The organism is Alcanivorax jadensis T9, from assembly GCF_000756655.1.
Taxonomy (GTDB): domain Bacteria; phylum Pseudomonadota; class Gammaproteobacteria; order Pseudomonadales; family Alcanivoracaceae; genus Alcanivorax; species Alcanivorax jadensis.
Genome location: NZ_ARXU01000009.1, coordinates 101,092 through 126,871, shown reverse-complemented (window position 1 = coordinate 126,871; position 25,780 = coordinate 101,092). Strand labels below are relative to the sequence as shown.

Below are 25,780 nucleotides of genomic sequence, written 5' to 3'. Positions count from 1 at the left end.
ATTGGCTTGGAGGCTTCCATGAATCTGGATTTCAGTAATGACGAAAAAGAATTTCGTAAGAGTATCCGGCAGTGGATGAAGGAAAATGTGCCTGATGATATTCGGCGCTGTACTGCCCGAGGAGCGATGCCAGACAAGAATATGCAGCAACGATGGGAGCGTTTGCTGGGCAGTCAAGGTTGGCTCACGTCTACTTGGCCAGAACAATTTGGTGGCCCAGGGTGGAGCGCAACCCAGCGGTATATTTTCGATCAGGAACGCGCCTCGGCAGGGGCTCCGCCAACAAGTCCTTTTGGTGTGGCCATGGTTGGGCCGGTGTTATATACCTTTGGTTCTGAAGCACAGAAGGAACGGTGGTTGCCCGGCATTCAGCGTGGCGAAACGCTATGGTGCCAAGGTTATTCTGAGCCCAATGCGGGCTCAGATCTGGCCTCGTTAAAAACGCGAGCCACGCGTAATGGCGACCATTATTTGGTTAATGGTCAAAAAATCTGGACGACACAGGCCCATTGGGCAGACATGATGTTTTGCTTGGTGCGAACGGATAGCACCGTGAAACAGCAGCAGGGTATTTCATTCCTGCTGATCGATATGAAAACCCCCGGGCTTGAAGTACGGCCGATTTATTCAATTGATGGGCATCATCACCTTAACGAAGTCTATTTTACCGACGTGAAAGTGCCTGTGGAAAATTTGGTGGGTCAAGAAGGAATGGGGTGGACCATTGCCAAGTTTCTTCTTACCCACGAACGCACCACCATTGCCGGTGTGGCGGATATTCACTACGAAATCAATCGCCTTAAAAGTGCTATCGATGCGCTACCAACGGAAACAGATAAGCAGTTGGCGGTGCGTCGGTTGGCTGGCTTGGAAGTCGATCTTATGGCACTGGAATACACCAACTTTCGCACCGTTGCTGCCACAGATGAAGGCAAGCCGTTCGGCCCAGAATCGTCAGGACTGAAAATCAAAGGCACGGAACTACAGCAAAGGGTTTCCCAAGCGATGGTGGAAATCGGAGGTTTGATGTCTTTGCCATGGGATAACGAGGAGCCCATTGGGGAGCAAATTTTTAATCAGGCCAGTCGCCGCTATAACTTCCTGCGTGCGTGCACCATCTATGGTGGATCTAACGAGATCCAGAAAAACGTGTTGGCGAAGATGTTGCTCGGATTGTGAGGTGAAAAATGGATTTCAAGTTACCCGAAAATACCACCATGATTGCGGATACCGCGCGCCGTTATCTTAAAGACAACTATTCATTTGACACCTACATTGCACAGTTGAATGAGAGTAATCACCTTGAAGCGAATCGCTGGCAGGCCATGAATGATTTGGGTTGGTTTGGCCTTCCGTTTGCTGAATCTGTTGGAGGGTATGGCGGCTCATTGCTTGACGTGTGCGCCATTGTTCAGGAGTTAGGAGCCGCGCTTTGTCTTGACCCTTTTGTCGATTTAATTGTTTCCCCCGGCAAGTTATTGGAGTTCGCCAATACGCCAACATCCTTGGCGTTGCTTGATCGCATTATTGCTGGTGAGGCACGTGTGGCTTGCGGTCTTTATGACCGGCATGCCGGTTATCACGTGCTGAACCCTTCCTTGAGGCTAAACGGAGAACGACTTTCCGGGCAGAAGCACGTTGTGTCTGATGGTGGCGTTGCAGACGCCGTGCTCGTCTCCGCTATGTCTGGTGATGAGTTGGTCATTGTCGCGCTACCTTTCGACGCCTGTGACGTTGAAAGATATCGACTGCTCGATGGAAGCCGTGCTGCCAGTTTGACGCTTGATGATGTGCTCATCACAGACGAAATGGTTTTGTGTCGTGGTGATGCGGCAAAGCAAGCGGTTTCTGCCTGGTTCGATTATCTGTGCGCATTGGACTGCGCACGTATGTACGGCGCCTGCCGAGAGGTGTATCAGGCCACTCTGGAATACGCTCGAACGCGTAAACAGTTTGGTAGAACGATTGGCAGTTTTCAGGTAATCCAGCACTACCTTGTTGATGCGTTTATTGATCTCCAGCAGCTGGAATCCATGCTCTTGATGGTGTCAGTAAAAGGAGAGAGCGCAAACGTCGGTGAGCGCGGGCGCGCGACAGCGGCGGCAAAGGCTTACTACGCAAACCGGGCCGTTGGTATCACTCAGCAAGGTATCCAGATCCATGGTGGCGTTGGTGTTACGGAAGAGCTGAACATTGGCCATTACTTCCGTCTGGTGACACATGCATCATTGAGTCATGGCGACCGAGAGCACCACATGTCACGGTTTATTCAGGCGGGGGAGAAGCAAAATGAAGTCGTTTGATTTTATCGTCGTGGGGGCGGGCTCTTCGGGCTGTGTTCTTGCCAACCGGTTAAGCGAGTGCGGCAAGTATTCCGTTTGTCTTATTGAGGCCGGCCCCCACGATAATAGCGGTTTTATTAATATTCCGTTTGGACTCATCGGTCTAATTAAACAAGGAAAGCGAAACTGGGGCTACGACACCGCGCCACAAAGTCACCTTAATAAAAGGCGCCTCTACTGGCCGCGAGGAAAAACACTGGGGGGCAGCAGCTCAATCAATGCCATGGTCTACATTCGAGGCCAACAACAAGACTATGATGACTGGGCAGCGCAAGGCGCAACAGGGTGGGCGTGGAAAGATGTGCAGCCGGTATTCAATGCACATGAAAACAATGAACAATACTCCGCTGACAATTGGCATGGTGTGGGTGGGCCACTGAATGTTACCCGAGTCAGGGATGTTAACCCGTTAACCCCGCTGTTTATTAAGTCCGGTGAAGAGCTGGGTTATACCCGAAACGATGATTTTAACGGGCCGGAACAGAAAGGCTTTGGCCGGTTTCAGGTAACACAAAAAGAAGGGCGCCGGTGGAGTGCCGCGCGTGCTTTCCTGGATCCTGCACGTGGCCGCGATAACTTGCACATCATGACGGATGTGCAGGTAACCAAGGTGTTACTGGATTGCGGCAGGGCGATTGGCGTCGAAATTTGTGATAGTGATGGTGCTCAATCGGTCATTCGTACGAACAAAGAAGTCATCCTGTCCGGTGGGGCGATCAATACCCCTCAGTTGCTGATGTTGTCGGGTATTGGAGAGCGAGAGCACCTATCGAAAATCGGCATCACCTGTTTGCAAGACTCGCCGGAAGTTGGGGAGAACCTTCAAGATCACCTTGATATGACCGTCATGATCAAGGACAAAAGCCGTCAATCAATCGGCATGTCACCGTTTTTTATACCTCGGCTGATTAGTGCCTTCTACCAGTATTTTCGTCATCGGCGCGGCTTTCTTGCCAGTAACGCGGCGGAAGCAGGGGCTTTTGTCAGCCTGCTCAGCGAGCCGGATCGTCCGGATGCTCAGCTACACTTTTTACCGGCTTATCTTCGAGATCATGGACGTCAGTTGACGCCAGGGTTTGGTTGTACGATTCATGTGTGCCAACTCAGGCCTAAGAGTCGAGGACAGATTCGATTGGCCAATAGCGATCCATTTGCTGCGCCTTTGATAGACCCAAACTATCTTTCTCATCCTGACGATATTCTTGTGCTCCGTGAAGGCGTGAAACTAGCCAGAAAAGTGTTTCACAGTCATTCTTTCAGCTCTGCTTTTGGCGGTGATGACGAACCGGCTTCCAGCGTGGAGAGTGATGACCAGATTGACGCGGATATTCGCCAGCGCGCTGAAACAATCTACCATCCCGTCGGCACTTGCCGAATGGGTAGTGATGAAAAAGCGGTGGTGGATGTCCGTCTGCGGGTAAACGGTGTGAAGGGGTTGCGTGTCGCCGATGCCTCGATCATGCCACTGTTGATCAGTGGTAATACGAACGCGCCATGTATGATGATTGGCGAGCGAGCGGCACAATTCATTCTAGAGGATGCGCAATAAAGATCGGCTAGAGAAAAGCTATGATAAAAGGTGTAATGCCGGAGTTGCATGGAAGCAATTCCGGCATTTTTTTGTGTGTCTTTTAGCAAACGGTGGTGACAGAGTCGTCAACTATTCAGAGGTTCCCTAAACCCCCTTGAGCATTATTATGCCGCCGGATTGCTATACAGCTCATGCAGTTGGCCACCTTCAGCGAACAACTTCTCACGCCACAGTTTTTCCAGCCCTTTGGTGTCATGTTGATCAGGGTGGAAATCCGGCTGAATGAACTCAGGAAGGCGCGAAAGGATTTGCGATACAAACCCGTTACGACCTAGCAAAATATTCAGACCTTTAACATTATCGCTGATGTTGCCGAGCTGGCCGTCTTTGACAAGCATCCAGCTCCAGGTGATGCCCAGCATCGGCAGCAAGACGACCATCGAGGCGAGGGCTGCAGCCACGCGCTCTGTACGGCTGTTACCAATAAGCTCATATACGTCGTAGGCAACAGATTTGTGTTCCAGCTCTTCGAGCGCATGCCACTGCCATATTTTGAGCATTTCAGGGTCTGCCTGGCGTACAAAATTCTCGTCTTCAAGCAGCTGCTCGGCGAGAAGCGCAGTAAAGTGCTCCATAAACGTGGTGGCGGCTAGCCGAGTGCTCGGCGGCAACTTCTCTAGTATGGCCAAGCCAATTTTGACAAACCGATCTGGCGACTGCATGTCATAGCCGTACTCGGCGAGAATCTGGTTCAGCCTGTCGTGCTCTCGTCCGTGAATGGCCTCCTGCCCCATGAAGCCCGATATGGCCGCCCGTAGAGATTCGTCCTTAACCTGACCACGAAAGTGTCTAACGGACTCCATGAAATAGCGTTCACCAGGTGGGAAAAAACCGGAGAGCATGGCAAAGAAAGTCGTTGCTGTGGCATTTCCAGCATAAAAATACTTTGGAATGGAATCCGGAAATTGAAAATTGATATGACGCGGTGGAATGCCCACCAGTGCGCCGCTGAGTTTCTTAATGCTTTTTACCGTATTAGACGAGCGCATATCGCCTCCAATCAATAATGTGATAGTTAAAGAGAAAAATGTCAGGCCATGCCCTGATGCGTTTTTTTATTTTTGCTGCTTTGCTGTTTTTTAAACATAATTTCAAGCAAGCGTTGGTAGCCTGTGGGTATCAGTCTCTGTGTGGTGTCCAGCATGACCGCGTCACCGCCTACCAAAACTCTTCGCCGGTTTTTCCGCACGCCTTTCAGGATGGTTCTAGCGGCAGCTTCGGGTGTGGTCATGGCAATTTTTTCGAACATGCTGGCAATCTCTTCTTTGTCGCCCATGTTCATGCTGCCCATGTCTCCCATGCGACTATTACGCGCGATGTTGGTCTTTACTCCACCTGGATGAACGCAAGTCGCGCTGACAAGGCCGCCCGCGATATCCAGCTCTTCACGTAATGATTCTGTAAATCCGCGAACAGCAAATTTTGCGGCGTTGTAGGCTGACTGGGTTGGAACACCGATAATGCCGAAAACGCTGGAGATATTGACGATATGGCCTTCACCTATTTTCTGGAGATGGGGAAGAAATGCCTTTGTACCGTATACGACACCCCAGAAATTGATATTCATCAGCCATTCAAAGTTTTCATAGCTCATGTTCTCGACGGTCTCACCCAGTCCCACACCGGCATTGTTCATGATGAGATTTACTTTTCCGTGTGTTGATACGGTATCTTCCGCGTATTGATAAACCGCATTTTTGTTGCTGACATCAACAACATGAGTGCTGATGTTGACGGCGTAGCCTGCCAGTAATTCGACCGTCTTCTCTAGGCTTTCTTCGCTGATATCAGAGATCGCTAAGTGGCAGCCTTCTTTTGCTAGAGCAATCGCCGTGGCTTGCCCGATGCCCGACCCGGCGCCAGTGATCGCCGCGACTTTTCCTGAAAATGATTTCATCGTTGCGCCTCTATATTGAGTGTGTTGCTCAGAAGTTTTTGGACGAGATTGCGTTTCGTTTTATGTAGGTTTGTCGTTTCGAATTTAAGGTGGCCATCATTCATTTTTCCATAACGAAGCGCCGGCAGGTCGTGAAGATAATCGTTGAGGTTTTGCCAAGGATCTTTGTTGCCTTGGCGTGGCAGGCGGTCATCAGCACGTTGAATGTAGCCAGAGCGAAGGTTGAGAAAGTTGACATCAGAGCCACACCCTTCCTCGTCGATAGGGGTCACCTTTTCTGCGCCTGTCTTGCGCATATGCTTGAGAAGCCGACAAACAAATTCGGAGGCAATATCTGCCTTGAGGGTCCAGGACGCGTTGGTATAGCCAAAGACCAGTGCCATATTAGGCACTTTTTCCAGCATTAAGCCTTTGTACATCATGGTGTTTGAGAGATTGACGTGCGTACCATCAACACGTAGCTCTGCGCCGCCCAACATTTGCAAATCCAGACCGGTAGCTGTGACGATAATATCGGCAGGTATCCAATCCCCAGATTCCAGTTTTATACCGGTTTTGGTGACATTTTTTATATGATCCGTCACCACGGAAGCCTTGCCTTCACGAAGCACCTTGAACAGATCCCCCTTGGGAACTGCGCACATTCGTTCCTCCCATGGGTTGTAGTGAGGTTGAAAATGCTTCATGTCGATATCCGGCCCCAGTTGTTTGCGAGCAGCGGCCAGCAGTAATCTGCGGATCGCTTTGGGCTTACGAATCGATAGGTTAAATACGGTTCTCTGCAGCAGGATATTGCGTGTGCGCGCCATGCGGTAAACAAGCATTTCTGGCAGTACTCGGCGCAGGTTTTTCGAGATGAGATCTTGCTCAGGGACGGAGGCAACATAAGTAGGGGAGCGCTGTAACATGGTGACATGCGCAGCGCGGTCGGTCATCGCGGGCACCAGTGTTACGGCGGTGGCGCCGCTGCCGATCACGACAACTCGCTTACCCGTATAGTCGTAGTTATCTGGCCAGTGCTGCGGGTGAATTACCTCGCCGCCAAAGCGATTGATTCCAGGAATTTTCGGTGTGTAGCCGGCGTCATAGTTATAATAACCGGTACAGTTGAGGACAAACCCAGCGGTGAAAACTTCTTCTTCACCGGTTTCCTCGTTCAACGCGGTAACCGTCCAGCGATTGAATTCGCTGCTCCAGTCCTCGGCAGTGACTTTCAGGCCAAAATGAATTTTCTTGTGGACCTGATGATGCTCAGCGGTTTCTTCGATGTAATTGCGAATAGAGGGGCCATCGGCAAGCATCTTGGTGTCTGTCCAAGGCCGAAAGTTATAGCCGAGTGTGAACATATCGGAGTCCGAACGGATGCCGGGATAGCGAAATAAATCCCAGGTGCCACCAACGCGCTTGCGTCGCTCAAGGATGCCATAGCGTAGATCTGGGCACTTGCGGCTTAGGTGACAAGCCGCACCAACGCCGGAAAGGCCCGCGCCAATGATCAGCACGTCGAGGTGTTTATGTTTCATGGTGTAAGTCTCCGATCGGTGGAGCGTATGTGATTTCCTTGCGGGTCAAGGTGCTGAAGAAAGTCCAGCACTGCTCCGGTAAAAATACTGTTGCGGTCACCCGCTACCATATGACCTGCTTGATGGATTACTCGGTACTTGGCATGTGGCACGAGGGCTAATAATTCCTGGGCTCCTGCTTCGCTGAGTACATCACTGTGATGGCCGCGGATGAGTAATATCGGTAATTTGAGTTTGCTTGCTGCAAGATTGAGTCGCGCTCGGCCGAACATGCCTTCATTTGCTTCAGGGATTACCGCATGATCAAGAAACGCAGGATCCCAGTGCCAATGGAGACGGCCATTAGCGTCCTGGCGGAGGTTTTTTCGCAAGCCCTGTGAGCTTGATTGTGCTTTTCGTGTTGGGTTATAGGCAGCCACGGCATCCTGAACCTGATCCAGAGAGTCGAAACCGTCAGGGTGGCGGCGCATGAACTCAATCACCCGGCGAACGCCTTTGGTCTCAAGCCGTGGGGCCACATCCACCAGTACCAGACCTCGACAGGGCAAGGGGGGCTCCTCCCCAAGGGTAAGCATGGCCGTCAGTCCGCCCATTGACGCTCCCACGATATAAGGTGATGTGGGAAGTGATTGGATGATGACGCGGAGGTCTGATACCAGCGCGGTACCGCTGTAATCACCTTCAGGGGACCACTGGCTTTGACCATGACCGCGGGCATCAATGCTGGTAGCGCAGTACCCGGATCTGGCCAGAGCTGTTGCCGTGTGCGCCCAAGCATGACGGGTCTGTCCGCCGCCATGAAGCAGGAGCACCTGCGGTGACTTCGGATCTCCGAACTGGGTTGCACTTAGAACCAATCCGCCGTTTCCCAGGAACTGTATGTCCCTGCCAGATTCCGGTGAGTGCTTTGAACCGCGCCAGTTAAGGCTTGCGGGGCTGTCGTGAGGATGCATCATTATAGACATTTATTTATTTGGCTAAACAACCAAATAATAGCGTTTCATCTACACAAAGAAAAGTCCTATTTGAAGATATAGATGATCATTCAGCGGTGTTGTATACGGAGAGGACAGAAAAAAGCCCCCATAAAGGGGGCATGAAAGTGCATAGGCACTAGGGGAACGGCTTAAAAATCTTTTACCGGCAAAAAGGTGAAGGTCAGGTCTACGCCAAGGGGGGGGACTTCCAGCTCGATACCCGCCAAGCCGATGCCAAGGAGGTCAATCTTGGCCGGTATGATGAGAGGCTCCGGGTTGCGGACTTTCAGAATTAGACGGCCATCGTCAACAAAGCGAAGAGGGCCTTCCAAGGTGACTCCGGTTATTACCTTGCTGCGGATGTCATGTCCAAGCTCAATAATTAGCCGTGGCTCTAACTCTGGTGCATCCACCATGAGATCAAACGTAGTACTGAACCAGGGACCATCCGGGGTTTCGGTGATATAGCCCGTAATGGGGTGATTGTTTTCGTATCCCAACCGAAGGACCAAAGGGCCAGTGTCTAGCGGAATTGTGATTAACCCGAGTGCTCGAGCTTCCAGAAAGACACTGGTCGTTGGGAGAACGGTAGGGAAGACTTTGGCAATGACGGCGCCGGTGACTTCATTTGAGGTCATTGGGTCGCTGTCGATGAGGCGTCGGTTGATGGTGACATCCGGCTCATACTGGCTTACCCCGGCTTGCAAGGCGCCTGACCCGATAAAGGCAAATTTCTTTTCCGGGCAATCGTCGCCTATACCACAGCCAATGTTGGCATTGGTTATTACACCTGATTTACTTTTGAGCCTAAGCTGCAGATAGTTGGCATCGGCAATGGCTCCGCCGTTACCATCGGGTAGCGCGCCTTGCTCTTTGTCATCGATGGTGAGGTTAGCGTTAACATCTGCTACTGGGAGAGAGCGTAAAGATACGCGAGTGATCTGATCCTCTTCCCCAGTGATCACGAAGTGATTTGTTAGCTCAGGACCTCCCTCTCGAAGCCCCGGAGCAGAGGAGCTGGACTGAGAGATCTGGCGTGTTTGTAACGGTGCGCCATCAGCTGAGCATATTGCATCGATGCCACAAGCAGGAGAGTTTTGCTCGGAGTGCAGGGTGTAGCGATAAAGCTCGCCAATCTGCCAGGGGTTGTCCGGAAAAAACTCGATTCGCTGGGCAAGCACCTTGAGACGACCATTGATGGGCTCCCATACGGTGTTTTCGCTATCAAAGTGCTCAACAACAAAAGTCTGGTCGTTGACTGTGTCTCCGTCGATAGTACGGCTGAAGATAACCCGGATACTAAAATCCTTAAAGAGGTTTGGTACTGGATAAAGCGGGTCGGTATTTTTGCCGCCCACGCATCGACCGTTCCGCCAGTTTTCGCGTTCGCCGGTAAGAACAGCCCCGGTTAGTGCGCATGGGTAACCAGGGAAAACAGCGGAGACAAGTGGTGCTCGTAATTCGTTGGCGTTGCCATTGGGAAGAACTAAGTCCGGCAAACGAATGTCTAGGGTCTTGTCATCGTTAAGTGGGGCTCCCTGAGTATCTCGAAGCAGGCTGGTAAGAGTGATCTGAATGTCTTTATCGTGTTGAAGGATGTCTCCACCGATGATAATTGTGGCGCCATCGTGCCTCATGGGAAAGTTTTGTTCTATGCCATCAACTGAAATCTGCAAAGCGCCGTCAAGAAAAACTGAAGCCGGGTCCAATGGTTTGTTGAAGTTCAGGATAACGGGGTCACCAGGCCTTGCATTGGGTTGGAATATTTCCCCCGGTGCCCAAGACTGGAGCTGCAAGGGCCGAGTGTCTTGGCTTGGGGTAGGCGCTTGGCGCTGGTTCTGATAGGCCTCCATGCGGAATGAGAGCAGACCGGATGCCTTCTCCAAGCCCAGTACTTCAGGTTCAACCACACTGACCGCATCCAGTACCAGTACACCATCCTTTACAACGGCTAAACCCGCTACCTGAACATTAAGCAGGTTCTGGCTGAGAGCCGCATTGGACTCTTGACCTGCTGCAGTCATTGCTGCGTCCATATTAAGCAGGGCATAGCGGGGAACCGATGGGGAATCACTGAATGGATTCGGGATCAGATACCCGTTAGCGTCGCTGAGTATCGTGATGGTGACTTCACCGGTTTCCAGCCCGGACGGTATTTCGCCCAGTATATTAACGTCCACGGGGGTGCCTCGGAGTACGGAACCAGCGGGTACTCGCAGTGGAACGGCATTAGGAAAGTTGGGAGCAAAAGCCAGATCTGCAGCCAGGTCCCCGTTCAACCCGGTAAATGATTCATCTCCCAGCACAAAGGATTGTACTGGAACCTGATTGATCGGGTTGCCGGTTAAAGTTGACACTAGTTCAGGTTGCTCAGCTCCAAGACTGCCAACTTTGAGAACGGATGTCGCGCGGGGAAGTGTCGAATCAGGAATAAAAGTACGATTGTATTCCGGTAGCTCAGCGCCGGTTGTTTGAGCGAGCAAACCCGTGATGGTTAGTGTGTGCTCAACGGGTTTCAGGTCTTGATGAGGGTCAAGGGTTAGGTGGCGGCCCTGCAGGAATAGGGATGCGGGCACCAGCTTGCCTAGATTATCACGAAGTTGAATAGATCCATCTTCATCATATTCTGTGCTTGTTGGATCAATCGTTTGATTGAACGACATCCTGAAGGTGCTCATGTCATTGGGGTGACTGGCATCATCAATCGATTCAAGCAATGAAGGCTGGTCCAAAGGGGTGGCTGAAAGCAGCATAAAGGGACCGGTTCCCATGCTTTTCGATGCGCCCGCTTGATTGCCTGCAGTACGAAACTGAACCTGGGCTACGGAGTCGTTATCAATGGATCCCAAACCATCACCGTTGACAACTAGATGGTACCTTTCAGCCGGGAGCAGGCGGGATTGAGGGTGCAGAGCCAATCCTCTGCCGTTGTCTATTACTTGATAGTCAACCATGACACTGCTGCCATCTATATCGCTGATCAGTTGTAGTCGGGCATCAATGTCATCAATTACCGCTTGATCTAGCACGCTAGAGAAGCGCAGGACCACAGGCGCGGTAGGTGGCACTTCTGTCTGGCCGGGATATGGGTAGGAAAAAATCAGTGTATCCGGTGTGCTCCATTGATTGGTCACATTGCCCTTGTCGCCACCGCAACCTGTCAACTGACTTGCTATGACTATGGCCACGCTAATAAACAGTGTGCTAATGATGTGTGATTTTTTATTCATTGCTCTTCTCCAGGTATTAATCGCATGCATGCTGTTAAAATTTCAGCGATAGGGAGGAAGAAAATACGTTTATTTCACCATCGGCCCGTACAGTCTCGTAAGGTGACGGATCGGTGGGAGAGTTAATGGAGCTTAATTCGAAATCAGCCTCATCCAGCATTTGATACTGGTAAGCGAAGGCAACCTCCAGCGGCATATTAATTACCGGGGCACTGGCTATCCGATAGCTTGCGCCTAGCCCGAAAACTTTTTTATCTGTGTCCAAATAATTGACGTCTTGGGAGCGGGTGGACTTTAAGGGTGACTCCTCCAAGGCTGCGCCAGCAAAGAGCTTCATGGATTCCGACCACTGATAACTGATGCCAATACGGGGAATAGTGATGTCGTCAAACGCGAGATTGGCCTGGTCTCGAACAGTGTCACTCGCAAACTCGCGTCCGAGCGCAGACCATTTGTGCTGCTCGATGCCTGCCGTCAGTTCGAATTGTCCTACTGGAAGCAAAAAGGCTGCACCGAGAACCTCGGGCTGATAAGTGTCGATTGTACTCAGTGCCAGACTCAGACCTGGTTCGGGTATAACCCCTGGCACAACCACATTGGCATCGACTGAAACTTCGTAACTACTTTCACCGCGCCAAAATAGTGCGAATTCCAACTTGTCCATGCCGAAAGGCATGCACTGACTGGTACCGCAAAACATTTCGCCAGAGCGGATGTTTATTCCCAGGGCCGGCGATAGTGACGGAGATGCTTCGAGAGAAAGCTTTTCTGAATCAGTGTTGCCGCCAAGGTCGGAGACTGTTTCCAGGTTTGCTTTGGCTTGCAGGGTCAGGCGCGCAGATGCGCCGACGTCGATGCCTCTCAGGATATTACTAATGGCACCACCAAACGCGAGATAAAGTGGCTGCGATTCATAGCGTAGAAACTGCCCTTCCTGGCTAGTGTTCGCTTGGTATGGCAGCAGGTTGGATGAGTATTCGTCGACGCCAACGTTAAGCCCGAAATATATGGGCTTGTCGATACTTGAGATGCCGGCTATGCGACTTTTGAAACCGATTAATAATAGTTCGGAACTGGTATCGGAGAGCACATCGTTCTCGCGTGCTAAAGGCGCGGCTCCCCCCAGGGATTTAGCACGTAATTCCTGGTCACCATATTGCACGATGGCGCTCAGCTCGCCTTCCGGTGAGCCGGCCATGGCTGCTGGGTTGTAATAAACCGACCAGCTGTTGGATGCAAAAGGGCTGAACGCCAAGGCGGTGCCGGCATTCATAGGGCCTAGCCCATAATTAGTTGCTCCGTCGCCAGCTCCCGCAATGCTTAAACCGGGGACTAGTGCGGCTCCGCAAGCGAAAAAAAGAAAAGGCAATTGTTTTGTTTTTGTTGAAGACATTATGAGCTCCTGAAATATGTTGTTCTAGTTCTTAGTATGTTTGGTTGAGCAACCAAAATTATCGAAAGCTTTGATTGGTGTATCTATGACTGTGCAGACTTCTTGCTTTGTCGCTCCGATATTTCCCGCATTAATGCGTATTACACCGCAGTCGCCTATGACGAGATGCAGTGCCCTATTGCCGATTAGGGATGAGGCCACCGTCTGAAGTAATGCCTGCTGTGCATGAGTTCCAGGCACACTCATAGATAGACGTCATCTGTATGTTTTTCCGAAATGGTCCTCGCTGGATGTCAGTTGGTTATGTGACTCACTAGTTTGTGTCCCGAAGCCAGCATGGTTGCCCAGTTCACTGAACCGGTAGTGCTCCATCGGTAAATGTTTGGCCCGCCACAGCATTTCCAGAGAGGTAGAGGGGCGCAGCATTGGCGCGTCACCATGGTGATCGAAGTAGTAACTGTTCGACAGCGCGCAGTTGTGATTAAGGAATACGGTGTTCTGCTGACGTTTCTGAATATTTAGGAAATAACTGTCATGGGCTGACTGCCGAATTTCAACCTGGGTGGCGCCACGCTGATTGGCTTCGCGAATGCAGCGTGAAAGGTGAATGGAATTTCCTTCAACCATTTTGAAGTAAGAGGTTCCGATAAGGGCATAAGGGCCGAGCATGATGTAGAAGTTCGGGTAGCCAGGAATCGTCAGGCCTTCATAGGCCTGGTAGCGATGGTCATGCCAGAAGTCACCCAGGCTAATGTTGTTGCTGCCGATGACGTCGAACGAGGGGATATTTCCTTTCTCAAAGGTTTTGTAACCGGTGGCGAGGATCAAGGTATCGATACGCCGTGAGCGGCCGTCCTGGGTGGTGATGCCGCGGGACGTAATACGCTTGATCGAGGTCGTGACAAGCTCAACGTTGTTTCGGGCAAAGGTTCGGAAATAGTCGTTTGAGAACGTCGGTCTTTTGCAGCCGAAGCCGTATTTGGGGGTCAGCTTTTCCCACAGGTCTTTGCGGTTGGGGAGCTGTTCACGCAGGTTGCTAATGCCCGCCTTTTCACACATGCGGACCAGCCAGGGGGCCTGGCGGTAATAAATGGCGGAAAGCACCATCAGGGTTTCGCTGACGGTGTCGGTGGCAGCGCGAAGGCTGCGTTGCAGGCCCGGTACGGTTCGAAACAATACCTTGAGCCAGCCAGGTAGAGTCTGATCGGGCTTTTTCAACACCCAGATAGGGGTGCGCTGGTAGACGTTCAGTTGACGAGCCTGGCGGGCAATTTTCGGAATCAGTTGCACTGCGGTGGCGCCAGTGCCTATTACTGCTACTCGCTTGTCACTAAGATCAAGGTCATCTGGCCAGCGTGCAGTGTGAATGACATTGCCCTCGAACGTATCAAGCCCTTCAATATCTGGCATCTTGGGTGATATCAAACCGCCACAGGCGGAGACAATATGGCGTGCACTAAGTCGCCTGCCATCCGTAAGATCGATAAACCAGACATGGTTGTCGAGATCAAAACGGGCGCGACTGACTTCGACACCAAAGCGAATCAGTGGGTAGATTCCATACTTGCTCGTTACCTGCCTTGTATACTGGTAAAGCTCGTTTCCCGGTGCAAAAACGCGAGACCAATTTGCGTTTTGTTCGAAGGAAAATGAATAGGTAAACGAGGTAATGTCGACAGCAATCCCGGGATAACGATTATCGCGCCATGTGCCTCCCACGTCCTCGCTTCGCTCAAGGATTAGGATGTCTTTGATACCATCGGCACGTAGTTGGATTGCCGCACCAATTCCAGAAATGCCCGCGCCGATGATGATGACTTCATGATCGGGGGTCACGCTGGGGCGAGGGGAATGGATTGCGACAGCAGCTATGTTCATGACGAAATTTCCGCAATTGCTCCAGTGCCAGCGTTGGCCGTTTGGGTTGGTGCCTTGCTGACTTGAGTGCTGGTCAGGTTTTTTTCCAGAAAGCGGATGATGGAGGGGAGGTCCTGTTTTGCCTCAGGCAGCAGAAAGGTGAATACGGGCCAAACGTGCGGCATATCATCGCGCTCCAGAATCTGCACAGGTACACCCGCGTCCCGGGCGCACTGTGCGGCTGCATGGGTGTCGTCGCGTAAGCACTCTTCGCTGCTGACAGTGAAAAGCAGAGGAGGTAAGCCGGTGAAATCTGCGGTGATTGGTGAGGCATACGGGTGATCGGGATCAGCCCCGGCCAGATAGATATCCGTAGCCATCTTAATTATGTCATGGGATAACATGGCATCACTGTCGCTATTTGCCTGTCTAGACATCAGGGTCCCTCGAGCATCCGATGCCGGTGAAATGGCAAGGGCGCAGGCTGGCATTTTTAGCTGATGATCACGGGCGCGTAGAAGTGTGACTAACGTCAGGTTTCCACCTGCCGAGTCTCCTGCAATCACCATGGGCCGAGGGTCAGCTATCAGTTCGCGATACACGTGAAAGGCGTCATCCGTTGCTGCCGGGAAAGGGTGCTCGGGGGCAAGCCGGTAATCCGGGAGAAATACCCGCGCGTTCAGCGCGTGAGCCAAACGACCACAAAAGTGGTGATAGGTATCAAGCCGCCCGCCGATGAAGGCACCACCATGCAGGTAGAGTATGGTGATGTGTGGGTCTGTAGTGCCTAGCCAGTGGCCAGGTATTCCAGCAACCTTGCCTCGCTTGAGCTGCACTCCTCGTGGCAGCAGAGAGGGGGCCAAAGGCGCGTTCATGACTCTTCGCAAGTGTTTTACCAGTTTGTTTGGATCGCGTATATCCCGCTTCATGCCGGTGCGAAAAAGCAGCTTCATGATTGTTGTAGGAATGGAGGCCATCTTGGGTTCCTTGCGTGTTCCGTTTCCACTAATGCGGTTTAATCAACCAGCATTCTGTAAGCTTCGCCAATCGCGCGGGCGTATAGTCGTGGCGTCAGGCGTTTCAACCGCCAGGCAAGCCGGCCGTCAATTTGTGGCAGCATGTAAAGCTCACCACGATCCAGTGCATTGAGGGTCTGTCGGGCCACCTGGTCGGCGTTGGTGAGGGCATAGCGGGTCATCGCTGAACGGGCAAAGTCACGGCGACGCTCAGGCAGGCGCCCATTCTCGACGATATTGGTCGGGACCACGGTTGGGCACAGGGCCGTGATTTTTACGCCGGTTCCGGTCAGTTCAGAAGACAGCGTTTCGGACAGGGCCAGCACCCCCGCCTTGGTGACGTTGTAGGCGGCCATTTCCGGGGCGGACCCGAATGCGGCAGCAGAGGCCACATTGATGATGCCTCCATAGCCCAGATCGCGAAGCTGAGGGGCAAAATAATGGCAGCCGTGAATAACCCCCCATAGATTGACGTTCATGCACCAGTGCCAATCTTCAAGTGACACCTCGCCGATTGGGCCGCCGAGGCCGACGCCGGCGTTGTTGATCACCAGGGTTACCGGCCTGCCGAGCAAAGGCTCGGCATTTTCCGCCAGGTATGCCATCTGTTTCTCATCGCCTACATCACACCCCAGGGCTACCGCGTGAGTACCGAGTGCTCGCAGGCTGATCGCCACCTGTTCGGCGCGCTCTTCATTGATATCGACACACAGTACCGAACCGCCTCGACGGGCAACTTCGTAAGCAAAGCTACGACCGATGCCACTACCCGCCCCGGTGATGACAGCTGCCGCCTGAGTTGACGGGGGCAAGGGTGTCTTTTTCATGCCTGCCCCCATGCGGGTTCAGGTTGTGGCGTTTCGGATGTGCCGTGTACATTGTTGGCGCGGTGGTCTCTGAGCGCTTGATAGGCCTTATGAGGGTCGCCAGTTCTTTCGTAGGCGCGTTTCCAGATCCGGATCACGTCACGGTTATCGTCATCCCAGGGGTGGAAAGTGGGAGAGAAATAGGGGGGCACGCCAGCCAGAACCTTGGAGATAATGCCGGGACGCCAGAACAGCACCTTGGTCATTTTGGCGGCTGAGCGCAAATTCAGAATTTGACGATCTTTGTAGAGCAGATAGGTCTGGTTGCCGATCATAATGGGGAAGCCCAGGGCAATAGCCAGTAGCATGCCACTGACACGCAGTCGGTAACTGCGATAGCCGCCACCACTGGCATCGACGAACACGTCATAACTGACGCTCTTGTGCTCGGTTTCTTCGACAAAATGCCAGTAGAGCATGGCACGCAAATCAGGGTGGGTTTCGTCAAACAGTTCCGGGTGCTCAAGTAGCACCGCGGAAATGATGGCCGTGAAGTGCTCAAACGCCGCCGCGATGGAGCTCTGCATATCGTCACTGAGGCGGTGTTGGAGTTGCTTACGGATCAGCTTGAACACGCCTTCAACCTTGTCGATGGGAACCCCGTGTTGCACGCCGATGGCGTTCATTTCATCGTGCTCACGAGCATGAATGCGCTCCTGACGAATGAATTCCTTAGCTGCGTTCAGCACTTCAGGATCGTCAAGTTTGCCAAGCTGCCGTCTTGCGGAATTCATGACCCAGCGTTCACCGTCGGGGACGGCGGCGAGAATGGCGTTCATCCAGTGAGTGGACCACGGGTCGTTGCGAAACCAGTGGCGGGCCACGTTTTCGATGTTCATGGGAAAGTGAATGTCACGGGTTACAACCTCGTCGTAACCAATCTTGCGGTTTGCCAGAGCCATTGGGTCGCTCCCAAGTAAAGTGCATTCACTGGACTTTATTTGTATGACCAACCAAATTCAAGATTTTAGGGTAAACAGCGAACTTTAATCTGTATATTCCCGATATTGCTATCGGCCTTCAAAGCTGGGCCGACTTTAAAAGGAATGCTAGAATCAAAGGCTTACAGCATGGGAGTGCCTTGTGGGAAGAAAGAAAAATCAGGTAACGCCGGTGGCGGAGGCGGATCGAGTGTTTGTGCTCGGTGCTGCAGCTCGTCTATTTCGTCAAAAGGGGTTCGATAAAACCACCGTTAAAGAAATCGCCGAGGCTTGTGGCATGCTGCCTGGCAGCTTGCATTACCGTTACCCCTCCAAGGAAAGCATTCTGGTCGACTTGATGCGCCTTGCGCTTGAGCAAGCGTCTACGGCCTTGTCTGAGGCCATTCGGGGGGAAAGTGAGCCGCTTGAGCAGTTGCGTCAGGGGATCAATGCTCACCTTGAGTTGCTGGTTGGTGGGTCGGATATGGTCTATGTCCTCCTTTTTGAATGGCGCTCCTTGCATGGTGAGTCCCGCCAGGAAATGATTGATCTACGAGACAAATACGAGCTTCTTTGGTCTGCCATGTTGCAATCTTTGTCCTCTCAGGGCCTGATTCGTGCTGATGTGGATCGTGATCTTTTGCGTCTTATCGGGCTGGGCGCGTTGAACTGGGTAGCAACGTGGTTCAATGAGGGGGGGCGATATACGGTGAAGGATGTCGGAGATTTTGTGTGGACGGTAATTAAGGATGGTGTGCTCAAGCGGTAGACGTTGCTATTCAGTGAGAACTGATGGCCGTACTCGCTGCTGATTGTGAGTGCAGTCTGTTTATAAACACTAACCTGCATGCTGCCTGTATTGATCGGGTGTCTGACCAAACCAGCGTTTAAATGCCCGTCTGAAGCTCGCCGTGTCGTGATAATTCAACAGTGTGGCGGTGGCTTCGACGGACAGCTGGCTATTGCACAAATAGCTTACTGCTTGCTTCGATAGTACCTCCTCGCGAATCTTCCTGAAACTGCTGTTCTCATTTTTGAGTTTCCGTGCCAGGGTGCGCTTGCTTATAAAGAGAGAGGCAGCCGCCTCTTCTTCACTAAGTGTTCCGGGTGGCCGGGACAGCATCATTTTCTGTAACCGAGTCCGATAGTCCGGTTCAGGACTCTGAAGACGCGCAAGCATGGATTCGCACTGCTGAAAGGCTAGATGATAGCTTTCATGATTGGCCGATGCGTTCGGTTTTCGACACAACCCCATTGCCAATTTTAGCTTGAAGTGATCGGAGTTAAAGTAAACCTTGCCTGGTAAATACTCACGGTACATGCCCTGGTAGACGGGAGCTGGATGAGGGAAGTGGACTTCAGATTCATATAGAGGGCGGCCTACGATGAACTCGCCGATTTCGAAAAAAGCCTTGATCACAGTATCTGCCAAGCAGCGCTCCACGTCGTTGTCCATCGCTACCTGAAAGCTCACAACACATTCCAGATAATCCTCAGTGTTTTGCAGGTTCACCTGAATAAAGCTTGCTCGCGTAGGCAGGAAAGTGTGAACGGCTTGCAGCGCGGTATAAAGGTCGGGGCTGCTGTTAGCAACAAAGCCCATCACCCCATGGGTTGCCGGGGTGAGGCGCCTGCCCAACCGCAAGCCGAACTCTGGTTTACCGGATAGATCCAAAGCATTACGCAAGATCTGCATCTGTTGGGTTGCGGTGAGTCGACTCTCATCTTTGAGTAATTGCGTAACATCCACATCTGTTTTGCGCAGGAGTCGGGGCAGCTCTCGTGCACTCAGACCAAGTTCACGGGCGATAAGGCGTGAGTAGTTCGATGGGATATCAGCATCCACGCTTTGCAAGCTATCACTCTGCGTAGTTATTGCCATTAGCCTCTCCTCGGAAAGTCATTACTGTCTTTAAATGTCCCCGTCCTGTCAAGAAATGTCCTCGCTGGCATGCCGCTATATAGCCAATCTTCAGGTTAGACATAAATACTAGGAGACGCGCTGTGGGAAAAATTATCTTTATTGAACATGACGATACCGAGCATGTGACGGAATTCAGGGCGGGTTCTACGCTTATGCAAGTTGCGGTTGATAACGCCGTGCCAGGTATCGATGGTGATTGTGGCGGCGAGTGCGCCTGTGGTACCTGCCACATGATTGTTGCCGATGAGTGGTTCGGCAATACCGGAACGGTTGGTGACGCGGAAGAACAGATGCTGTCCATGACCCCGGAGCGGGCGAGAACCTCGCGTCTGGGCTGCCAGGTAGAAATTACTGAGGCGATGGACGGTATGACCGTGCATTTGCCTGAATTCCAGATGTAAGCAGGGAGAAAGCTATGTCAACAAAAACAAGCTCAAGCAACAGTTTGCAGACCAAGGTTTTCAACGTTTCGTCGAAAGTGGTGCCAATGCATTTTCAGATTAAAACCATGAAAATGTTGATGAAGGCAAAGAGAAAGGCCGTGGGTTCTCGCTCCACACAAATGGAGTTTGTCGAAACTCCCCTGCCTGATGTTAGCACCTTGGCACTGGAAGATATCGACACCAGCAACCCTTTTCTGTATCGACAAGATCAGTGGCGCGCCTATTTTAAGCGGTTACGAGATGAAGCTCCGGTACATTACCAGAAGAACAGTCCATTCGGGCCTTTCTGGTCAATAACGCGCTATGAAGATATTTTGTTCGTCGACAAGAGCCATGAACTGTTTTCCTCTGAGCCGCAAATTATTCTGGGTGATCCACCGGACGGACTATCGGTGGAAATGTTTATCGCCATGGATCCGCCCAAACATGATGTACAGCGCCGAGCGGTGCAGGGCGTCGTTGCTCCGAAAAACCTTAAAGAAATGGAAGGGCTGATTCGTTCTCGTGCGGCGGAAGTGCTAGACAGCTTGCCTCTGGATAAACCTTTCGATTGGGTGCCGGCGGTGTCCAAAGAACTGACTGGCCGTATGCTCGCTACGTTGCTGGATTTCCCTTATGAGGATCGTCACAAACTCGTTGAATGGTCTGATCGTTTGTCTGGCGCGGCATCCGCCACGGGTGGAGAATTTACCGACGAAGATGTCATGTTTGATGACGCGGCAGATATGGCGAGGGCGTTCTCCAGGCTGTGGCGAGACAAGGAGGCGCGACGTGCTTCCGGCGAAGAACCCGGTTTCGATTTGATCAGTATGCTGCAGAGCAACGAAGATACAAAAGACCTGATCAATCGGCCGATGGAGTTTATCGGGAATCTGGCGCTGCTTATTGTTGGTGGAAATGATACCACTCGCAACTCGATGAGTGGTGGCGTGCTGGCTTTGAATCAGTTTCCCGAGGAATTTAGAAAACTGAAGGCAAAACCGGAGTTGATTCCGAATATGGTTTCGGAAATCATCCGTTGGCAAACCCCGTTGGCGAATATGCGCAGGGTTGCTACCCAGGATGTTGAGCTTCGTGGTCAGACCATCAAGAAAGGGGACCGGGTGTTAATGTGGTATGCCTCGGGAAACCGGGACGAACGCAAGTTCGAAAACCCTGATCAACTTATTATTGATCGCAAGGACGCGCGAAACCATATCTCTTTTGGTTACGGCATTCACCGTTGCATGGGTAACCGCTTGGCCGAGCTGCAACTTCGCATTCTGTGGGAAGAGTTACTGAAACGCTTCGAGAATATTGAAGTTGTTGGCGAGCCCGAGCGTGTGCAGTCTAACTTCGTGCGGGGCTATTCCAAATTGATGGTCAAGCTGACGGCAAAAAGTTAATGAAATGTCTGAGCGGGGTGTCGCCTGAAGCATTCGATTATGTGGTGGTCGGCGCGGGCTCTGCTGGGTGTGCGGTTGCAAGCCGTTTGTCCGAGAGCGGCCGCTATTCGGTGCTGCTGCTTGAAGCCGGACCTGAGAGCCGCGGTAACCCTTTTGTGAACATGCCGTTGGGTTTCCTGCAGCTGATGTTCAGCCGCCGATTCAATTGGCAGTTCAATACCGAACCGCAGCCCCATATGCATGACCGTGTCTTGTTCCAGCCGCGGGGCAGAATGCTTGGTGGTTCTAGTGGCATGAACGCGCAGGTCTACATCCGCGGGCATGCCTGGGACTACGACGAATGGGCGCGGCAGGGCTGTGATGGGTGGTCATACACTGATGTTCTACCTTACTTTCGTAGATCCGAACATTTCGAGCCGAAGCTGAACCCGGCCGAGGTTGAATTTCATGGCCTCGGAGGTCCGCTCAATGTTGCCGAGCGCCGTTACACCAACCCGTTAAGTGCGACCTTCGTTGAGGCAGCGAGGCAGGCAGGGTACCGGCTCAATAGGGACTTCAACGGTAGTGAGCAGGAGGGAGTGGGGTTCTACTACGCTTATCAGAAAGACGGCATGCGGTGCAGTAATGCGCGCGCCTATCTCGAACCCGCCGAGGAGCGTTCCAACCTGACGGTTCGCAGCGGCGCGCATGTTACCCGTGTGCTGCTTGATGGCACCCGTGCCACCGGTGTCGAGTACCGAAGCGCTAAGGGGCTGGTGCAGGTCAGTGCCGGGCGCGAAGTTGTGCTCTGCGGCGGAACGTTCAACTCGCCGCAATTGCTAATGTTATCCGGCATCGGTCCGCGTGAGGAGCTGTACCGGCATGGCATTGAATTGCGTCATGTCCTGGAGGGCGTTGGACAGAATCTACAGGACCATATCGACGTGTTCGTGCGCGCCAGAACGCGCAGCCGCCAGAGTATCTCGATGCATCCTAGCTACTGGCTAAAGGGCCTGGGGGCACTGCTGCAATACCTGATCGGTCGGCGCGGTGTGCTGTCCAGCAACGGCGCCGAGGCAGGCGGGTTCATCCGCTCCCGGCCGGAGGAGGCGATACCCGACCTGCAACTACACTTTGGCCCTATGCTGTACGCCGATCACGGGAGGGACATGAAGGTCGCAATGAGTGGTTATGGCTACATAGTGATGATCTACGGACTTAGGCCATTGTCGCGTGGGCGGATTGGTTTGCACAGTGCTGATCCGTTCACTGCCCCGTTGATAGATCCCAACTACATGGCCGAATCCGCCGACGTCGAGCAGCTCGTTCGCGGGGTACGTCTGGTGCGTAAGATCTTGGCGCAGCCTGCATTCTGCTTGCACCACGAAGTCGAGATGTCGCCAGGGTCGGAGCTGCAGAATGATGAGGACCTGGCCGCATGGGTGCGGCGTAGCGGCGAGTCCGCCTACCATCCAGTCGGAACCTGTAAGATGGGTGTGGATCCGATGGCGGTGGTCGATTCGCGTCTGCGAGTGCACGGCCTGCGATCCTTGAGGGTAGTTGATGCCTCTATCATGCCGACACTGGTCGGCGGTAACACCAACCAGCCGGCAACCATGATCGGCGAGAAGGGAGCCGCGATGATACTTGAGGATGCTGAGATGCTCAGCAGTTAGGCATCCTGTGCGTGCGCGATCGATATCGCGGCCTCTTGCTCACCTGCGGTGTTGGGATATGAAAATACGCTTCCAAGGCGCACAAAAGAGACAACCTATGGTTAACAAAAAGAAAGATACGACAGTCATCGTTGGTGGTGGACATGCAGCCGGTACGCTCTTGACAGCCTTGCTGCAAAAGAAATATCAGCATGAGGTAGTACTGGTGAGCGATGAGCCTCATCCTCCCTACCAGCGTCCACCTTTGTCCAAAAGTTATCTTGCAGGAGAGGTTGATCAGTCGTCTCTGTACCTGAAGCCGCGTTCGGTGTATGAGAATGCGGGGCAGCAGTTGCGGCTCGGTGTGCGCGTCGAAGGGATCGACCGATACGCGAAAAGCATCAAGTTGTCGGATCAAAGCACATTGAAATACGATCGATTGGTTCTGGCGACGGGGTCACATGTTCGTCGCCTTAAAGCGCCCGGATCAGATTTGAAAGGAATACACTATCTGCATGATATCGCTGACACCGATGCTCTGCGCAATCAATTAGTGCCGGGTAAACGCCTGGTCATCGTGGGCGGCGGTTATATTGGCCTTGAAGTGGCTGCCAGCGCTATCAAGAAAGGTGTTAATGTCACGGTCCTGGAAGCCGCCGAACGCTTGATGCAGCGTGTTACGGGGCCAGAAATGTCCACGTTTTTCTACGCCAAGCACACTGCTGCTGGCGTTGATGTGCGTCTTGGCACGGCGGTAACTGGCTTCGAAGCGGGTGATAAGGGGCGTGTGGCAGGCGTGACCTTGGCCGATGGTGGCAATGTTCCGGCTGATATCGTGCTCGTATCAATAGGTGTCATACCGGAAACTACATTGGCCGAGAACGCTGGCCTACTCTGCGATGACGGTATTGTCGTGGATGAATTTACCCGCACTGATGATCGCGACATCTTGGCAATCGGCGACTGTACCCGCCACCGGAATCTTTTTTTCGAAAAGATGCAACGGCTTGAGTCTGTTGCCAACGCGGTTGATCAAGCGCGTACGGCGGCGGCGACCTTGATGGGCGAGGAGATGCCCTACGATAGCGCACCATGGTTCTGGTCGAACCAATATGACGTCCGCTTACAGATGGTTGGGCTGTCGCAAAATCATGATCAGCGGGTGCTGCGCGGCACCACCAATGATAAGGGATTTGCGGTGTTCTATCTGCTCGAGGGCTCTGTCATTGCTGTTGACGCGGTCAATCTGCCCATTGCTTTCATGGTGGGCAAGCAGTTGGTCCAGCAACGCAAGAGCGTTAGCGCTGACGCATTGAGTAATACGGATATCGAGCTGAAGTCTTTAATCTGAAGCATGCGAAGTGCGATCAGTAACCGGTCATCCTTTCGTGGTATCCCAATAGAGATTCCGGTTTAAAGGAGGGATCCACTGGCATGGCCTCCTTGAGAGCATCGGCTGGGTAAATTGTAGTGAGATAGTTAATTTGACACTACATCTGAATGTACGATCACTCATTGGGGCCTAAGGTGGATGCCTGTGTGGAAAGGAAAATATTATAGAGTGTTGGAGTCTCTTCAGTGGGACGATCCTGGCTGTGCTGGCGATTTTCCATCGTTCGATGACTTGTCGTGAGGGCTGCGATACACTGCTACTCGCTAGGGGTTCGGGCCCCATCTTCAGGTTATTTTTGATGGGCTAACCGTGTTGGGCAACACCTTTTTCGACTTTGTACTTTTATTTAAATCAGCTGGTTAGGCTGTATTTCAGTCCGGCTTCTGTAACCGTACTGAAAGTGTAGTAATTGGTGTAGCCAGCCTCTTCCCTGTCTTGGAAATTCCACTGACTTTGCCCATAAACACCTGTGCATCAGTCGTAGCGATACTCGGGTACCTTTGTATTATTGGCGTATGCTCAACTGAGGATACCCCTGTCTGCCATTATCGCTGCTAGCCAGGGGCGAAATGCTGTGACATATCGAGTATTGGATAAGCGATACGTTGACATAAACATGGCGTGCTGAGATAGCTACCGTCAAACATCAGTCAGCGGTAGATCCCACCTGGGTGGATAAGGGGGCGGTGTCGTTACGCCCGCCCTAGCTCGCAAGTGAAGGGCAAGCGTGTCACACCAAAGCTTCAGATAACGGTCAAACAGCGCCTTGTCCGCAACGATGTGCAGGTCCTGTGCCATGCCGCGCAATAGCCATTGCGTCAACATCATCATCGAGCGCACATCGGTATCTTCCTTGGTGGCCTCCAGGTAGTGATCGGCTGCGTTACCCACGATGAAATAACTGGATGTCCAGACGCGCTGCAAAATGGCGGCGAGTTCCTGATCGTGCTGGCTGGCGGTCAGTAGCTGCATCAACGGGATGTATTCCGGTTGATCAAAGACATTTTTCCAGGCGCCAAAGATCAGCTCTTCCAGTCGGTCCTCAGAGCCGTGCAGCTTGGCAATGGCTTTGCCCAGTTGAATATATTGCTGGCGAATCAGTTGCTCGGCAGCAGCGGCAATCATGGCGGCTTTGCTGTGGAAATGGTGTAGCGGTGCTCCCCGGGAAACGCCAGCGACCTCGATGATGCGACTCACTGTCGTGCCTGCAAATCCGTCCTTCTCAAGACACGTGAGTACCGCCTGGATGATGCGTTCTCGCATGGCATCGCTACGTTGTTCCTGGGTTCGTCGCTGTGCCTTCATGACGTTATCTGCCTGTTGTCGGGTTTGCTTTCTCTGGCGTAGGATGCTGATTCTAAACGATATATAGCTTATGCGCGCGAACGA

General features: G+C 52.5%; 20 protein-coding genes. 8 read left to right on the top strand and 12 right to left on the bottom strand.

What is annotated here, in order from left to right:
• The first annotated feature begins 18 nt into the window (after window positions 1-18).
• Genes T9A_RS12125 through T9A_RS12115 form a run of 3 tightly spaced genes read left to right on the top strand, consistent with a single transcriptional unit; the run spans window position 19 to window position 3,891 of the window.
• Window positions 19-1,179, top strand: a complete 1,161-nt coding sequence (locus T9A_RS12125) for an acyl-CoA dehydrogenase family protein (RefSeq protein WP_007150215.1) — start codon at window positions 19-21, stop codon at window positions 1,177-1,179.
• 8 nt (window positions 1,180-1,187) lie between these two features.
• Entirely contained in the window at window positions 1,188-2,303 is a 1,116-nt protein-coding gene (locus T9A_RS12120; protein WP_035248740.1) for an acyl-CoA dehydrogenase family protein, read from the top strand.
• Window positions 2,290-3,891: a GMC family oxidoreductase gene (locus T9A_RS12115; RefSeq protein ID WP_035248738.1), complete on the top strand. Its 1,602-nt coding sequence runs from the start codon at window positions 2,290-2,292 to the stop codon at window positions 3,889-3,891. The genes T9A_RS12120 and T9A_RS12115 overlap by 14 nt, the downstream gene beginning before the upstream one ends.
• A 146-nt stretch (window positions 3,892-4,037) precedes the next feature.
• Here the strand turns inward: T9A_RS12115 and T9A_RS12110 are convergent, their stop codons facing one another.
• The 10 genes from T9A_RS12110 to T9A_RS12065 form a co-directional block, all read right to left on the bottom strand.
• A complete protein-coding gene (locus T9A_RS12110; protein ID WP_007149555.1) occupies window positions 4,038-4,922 on the bottom strand; it encodes a metal-dependent hydrolase in 885 nt (294 codons plus the stop codon).
• A 41-nt stretch (window positions 4,923-4,963) separates the two neighbouring features.
• Window positions 4,964-5,830 (bottom strand): SDR family NAD(P)-dependent oxidoreductase, encoded by an 867-nt coding sequence (locus tag T9A_RS12105; protein ID WP_007150445.1) that lies wholly within the window; start codon window positions 5,828-5,830, stop codon window positions 4,964-4,966.
• Window positions 5,827-7,353, bottom strand: coding sequence for a flavin-containing monooxygenase (locus T9A_RS12100; protein WP_035248735.1), 1,527 nt, complete (start codon window positions 7,351-7,353; stop codon window positions 5,827-5,829). Before T9A_RS12100 ends, T9A_RS12105 begins: the two co-directional genes overlap by 4 nt.
• Window positions 7,350-8,306 (bottom strand): alpha/beta fold hydrolase, encoded by a 957-nt coding sequence (locus tag T9A_RS12095; RefSeq protein ID WP_035248777.1) that lies wholly within the window; start codon window positions 8,304-8,306, stop codon window positions 7,350-7,352. The genes T9A_RS12100 and T9A_RS12095 overlap by 4 nt, the downstream gene beginning before the upstream one ends.
• Window positions 8,307-8,479: 173 nt before the next feature.
• Complete coding sequence (locus T9A_RS12090; RefSeq protein ID WP_052042939.1) at window positions 8,480-11,560, bottom strand: Ig-like domain-containing domain; 3,081 nt, start codon at window positions 11,558-11,560, stop codon at window positions 8,480-8,482.
• Window positions 11,561-11,594: 34 nt separating this feature from the next.
• Window positions 11,595-12,953, bottom strand: a complete 1,359-nt coding sequence (locus tag T9A_RS12085; protein ID WP_035248732.1) for an OmpP1/FadL family transporter — start codon at window positions 12,951-12,953, stop codon at window positions 11,595-11,597.
• A gap of 255 nt (window positions 12,954-13,208) precedes the next feature.
• The gene (locus T9A_RS12080; RefSeq protein ID WP_052042936.1) at window positions 13,209-14,831 is read right to left on the bottom strand and encodes a flavin-containing monooxygenase; all 1,623 of its coding nucleotides are present in this window, start codon (window positions 14,829-14,831) and stop codon (window positions 13,209-13,211) included.
• Window positions 14,828-15,787: an alpha/beta hydrolase gene (locus T9A_RS12075; protein WP_035248729.1), complete on the bottom strand. Its 960-nt coding sequence runs from the start codon at window positions 15,785-15,787 to the stop codon at window positions 14,828-14,830. The genes T9A_RS12080 and T9A_RS12075 overlap by 4 nt, the downstream gene beginning before the upstream one ends.
• Before the next feature lie 38 nt (window positions 15,788-15,825).
• On the bottom strand, window positions 15,826-16,653 hold the full coding sequence (locus T9A_RS12070) for an SDR family NAD(P)-dependent oxidoreductase (RefSeq protein WP_156964897.1): 828 nt from the start codon (window positions 16,651-16,653) through the stop codon (window positions 15,826-15,828).
• Window positions 16,650-17,594, bottom strand: a complete 945-nt coding sequence (locus tag T9A_RS12065) for a metal-dependent hydrolase (RefSeq protein ID WP_035248725.1) — start codon at window positions 17,592-17,594, stop codon at window positions 16,650-16,652. The genes T9A_RS12070 and T9A_RS12065 overlap by 4 nt, the downstream gene beginning before the upstream one ends.
• Window positions 17,595-17,775: 181 nt before the next feature.
• On the opposite strand from T9A_RS12065, the gene T9A_RS12060 reads away from it, so the two are divergent.
• Window positions 17,776-18,381, top strand: a complete 606-nt coding sequence (locus T9A_RS12060) for a TetR/AcrR family transcriptional regulator (protein WP_007151233.1) — start codon at window positions 17,776-17,778, stop codon at window positions 18,379-18,381.
• A gap of 69 nt (window positions 18,382-18,450) precedes the next feature.
• Here the strand turns inward: T9A_RS12060 and T9A_RS12055 are convergent, their stop codons facing one another.
• On the bottom strand, window positions 18,451-19,494 hold the full coding sequence (locus T9A_RS12055) for a transcriptional regulator CypR (protein WP_035248724.1): 1,044 nt from the start codon (window positions 19,492-19,494) through the stop codon (window positions 18,451-18,453).
• A 122-nt stretch (window positions 19,495-19,616) separates the two neighbouring features.
• Between T9A_RS12055 and T9A_RS12050 the strand changes: the two genes are divergently transcribed.
• The 4 genes from T9A_RS12050 (at window position 19,617) to T9A_RS12035 (ending at window position 24,349) form a co-directional block, all read left to right on the top strand.
• On the top strand, window positions 19,617-19,937 hold the full coding sequence (locus T9A_RS12050; protein WP_008930234.1) for a 2Fe-2S iron-sulfur cluster-binding protein: 321 nt from the start codon (window positions 19,617-19,619) through the stop codon (window positions 19,935-19,937).
• 14 nt (window positions 19,938-19,951) lie between these two features.
• Window positions 19,952-21,364, top strand: coding sequence for a cytochrome P450 (locus T9A_RS12045; protein WP_035248723.1), 1,413 nt, complete (start codon window positions 19,952-19,954; stop codon window positions 21,362-21,364).
• Entirely contained in the window at window positions 21,364-23,019 is a 1,656-nt protein-coding gene (locus T9A_RS12040) for a GMC family oxidoreductase (protein WP_035248722.1), read from the top strand. The genes T9A_RS12045 and T9A_RS12040 overlap by 1 nt, the downstream gene beginning before the upstream one ends.
• A gap of 97 nt (window positions 23,020-23,116) precedes the next feature.
• Window positions 23,117-24,349, top strand: a complete 1,233-nt coding sequence (locus tag T9A_RS12035) for an NAD(P)/FAD-dependent oxidoreductase (protein ID WP_035248721.1) — start codon at window positions 23,117-23,119, stop codon at window positions 24,347-24,349.
• A 681-nt stretch (window positions 24,350-25,030) separates the two neighbouring features.
• On the opposite strand, the gene T9A_RS12030 is transcribed toward T9A_RS12035, so the two are convergent.
• On the bottom strand, window positions 25,031-25,696 hold the full coding sequence (locus tag T9A_RS12030; RefSeq protein WP_035248720.1) for a TetR/AcrR family transcriptional regulator: 666 nt from the start codon (window positions 25,694-25,696) through the stop codon (window positions 25,031-25,033).
• Window positions 25,697-25,780 lie beyond the last annotated feature (84 nt).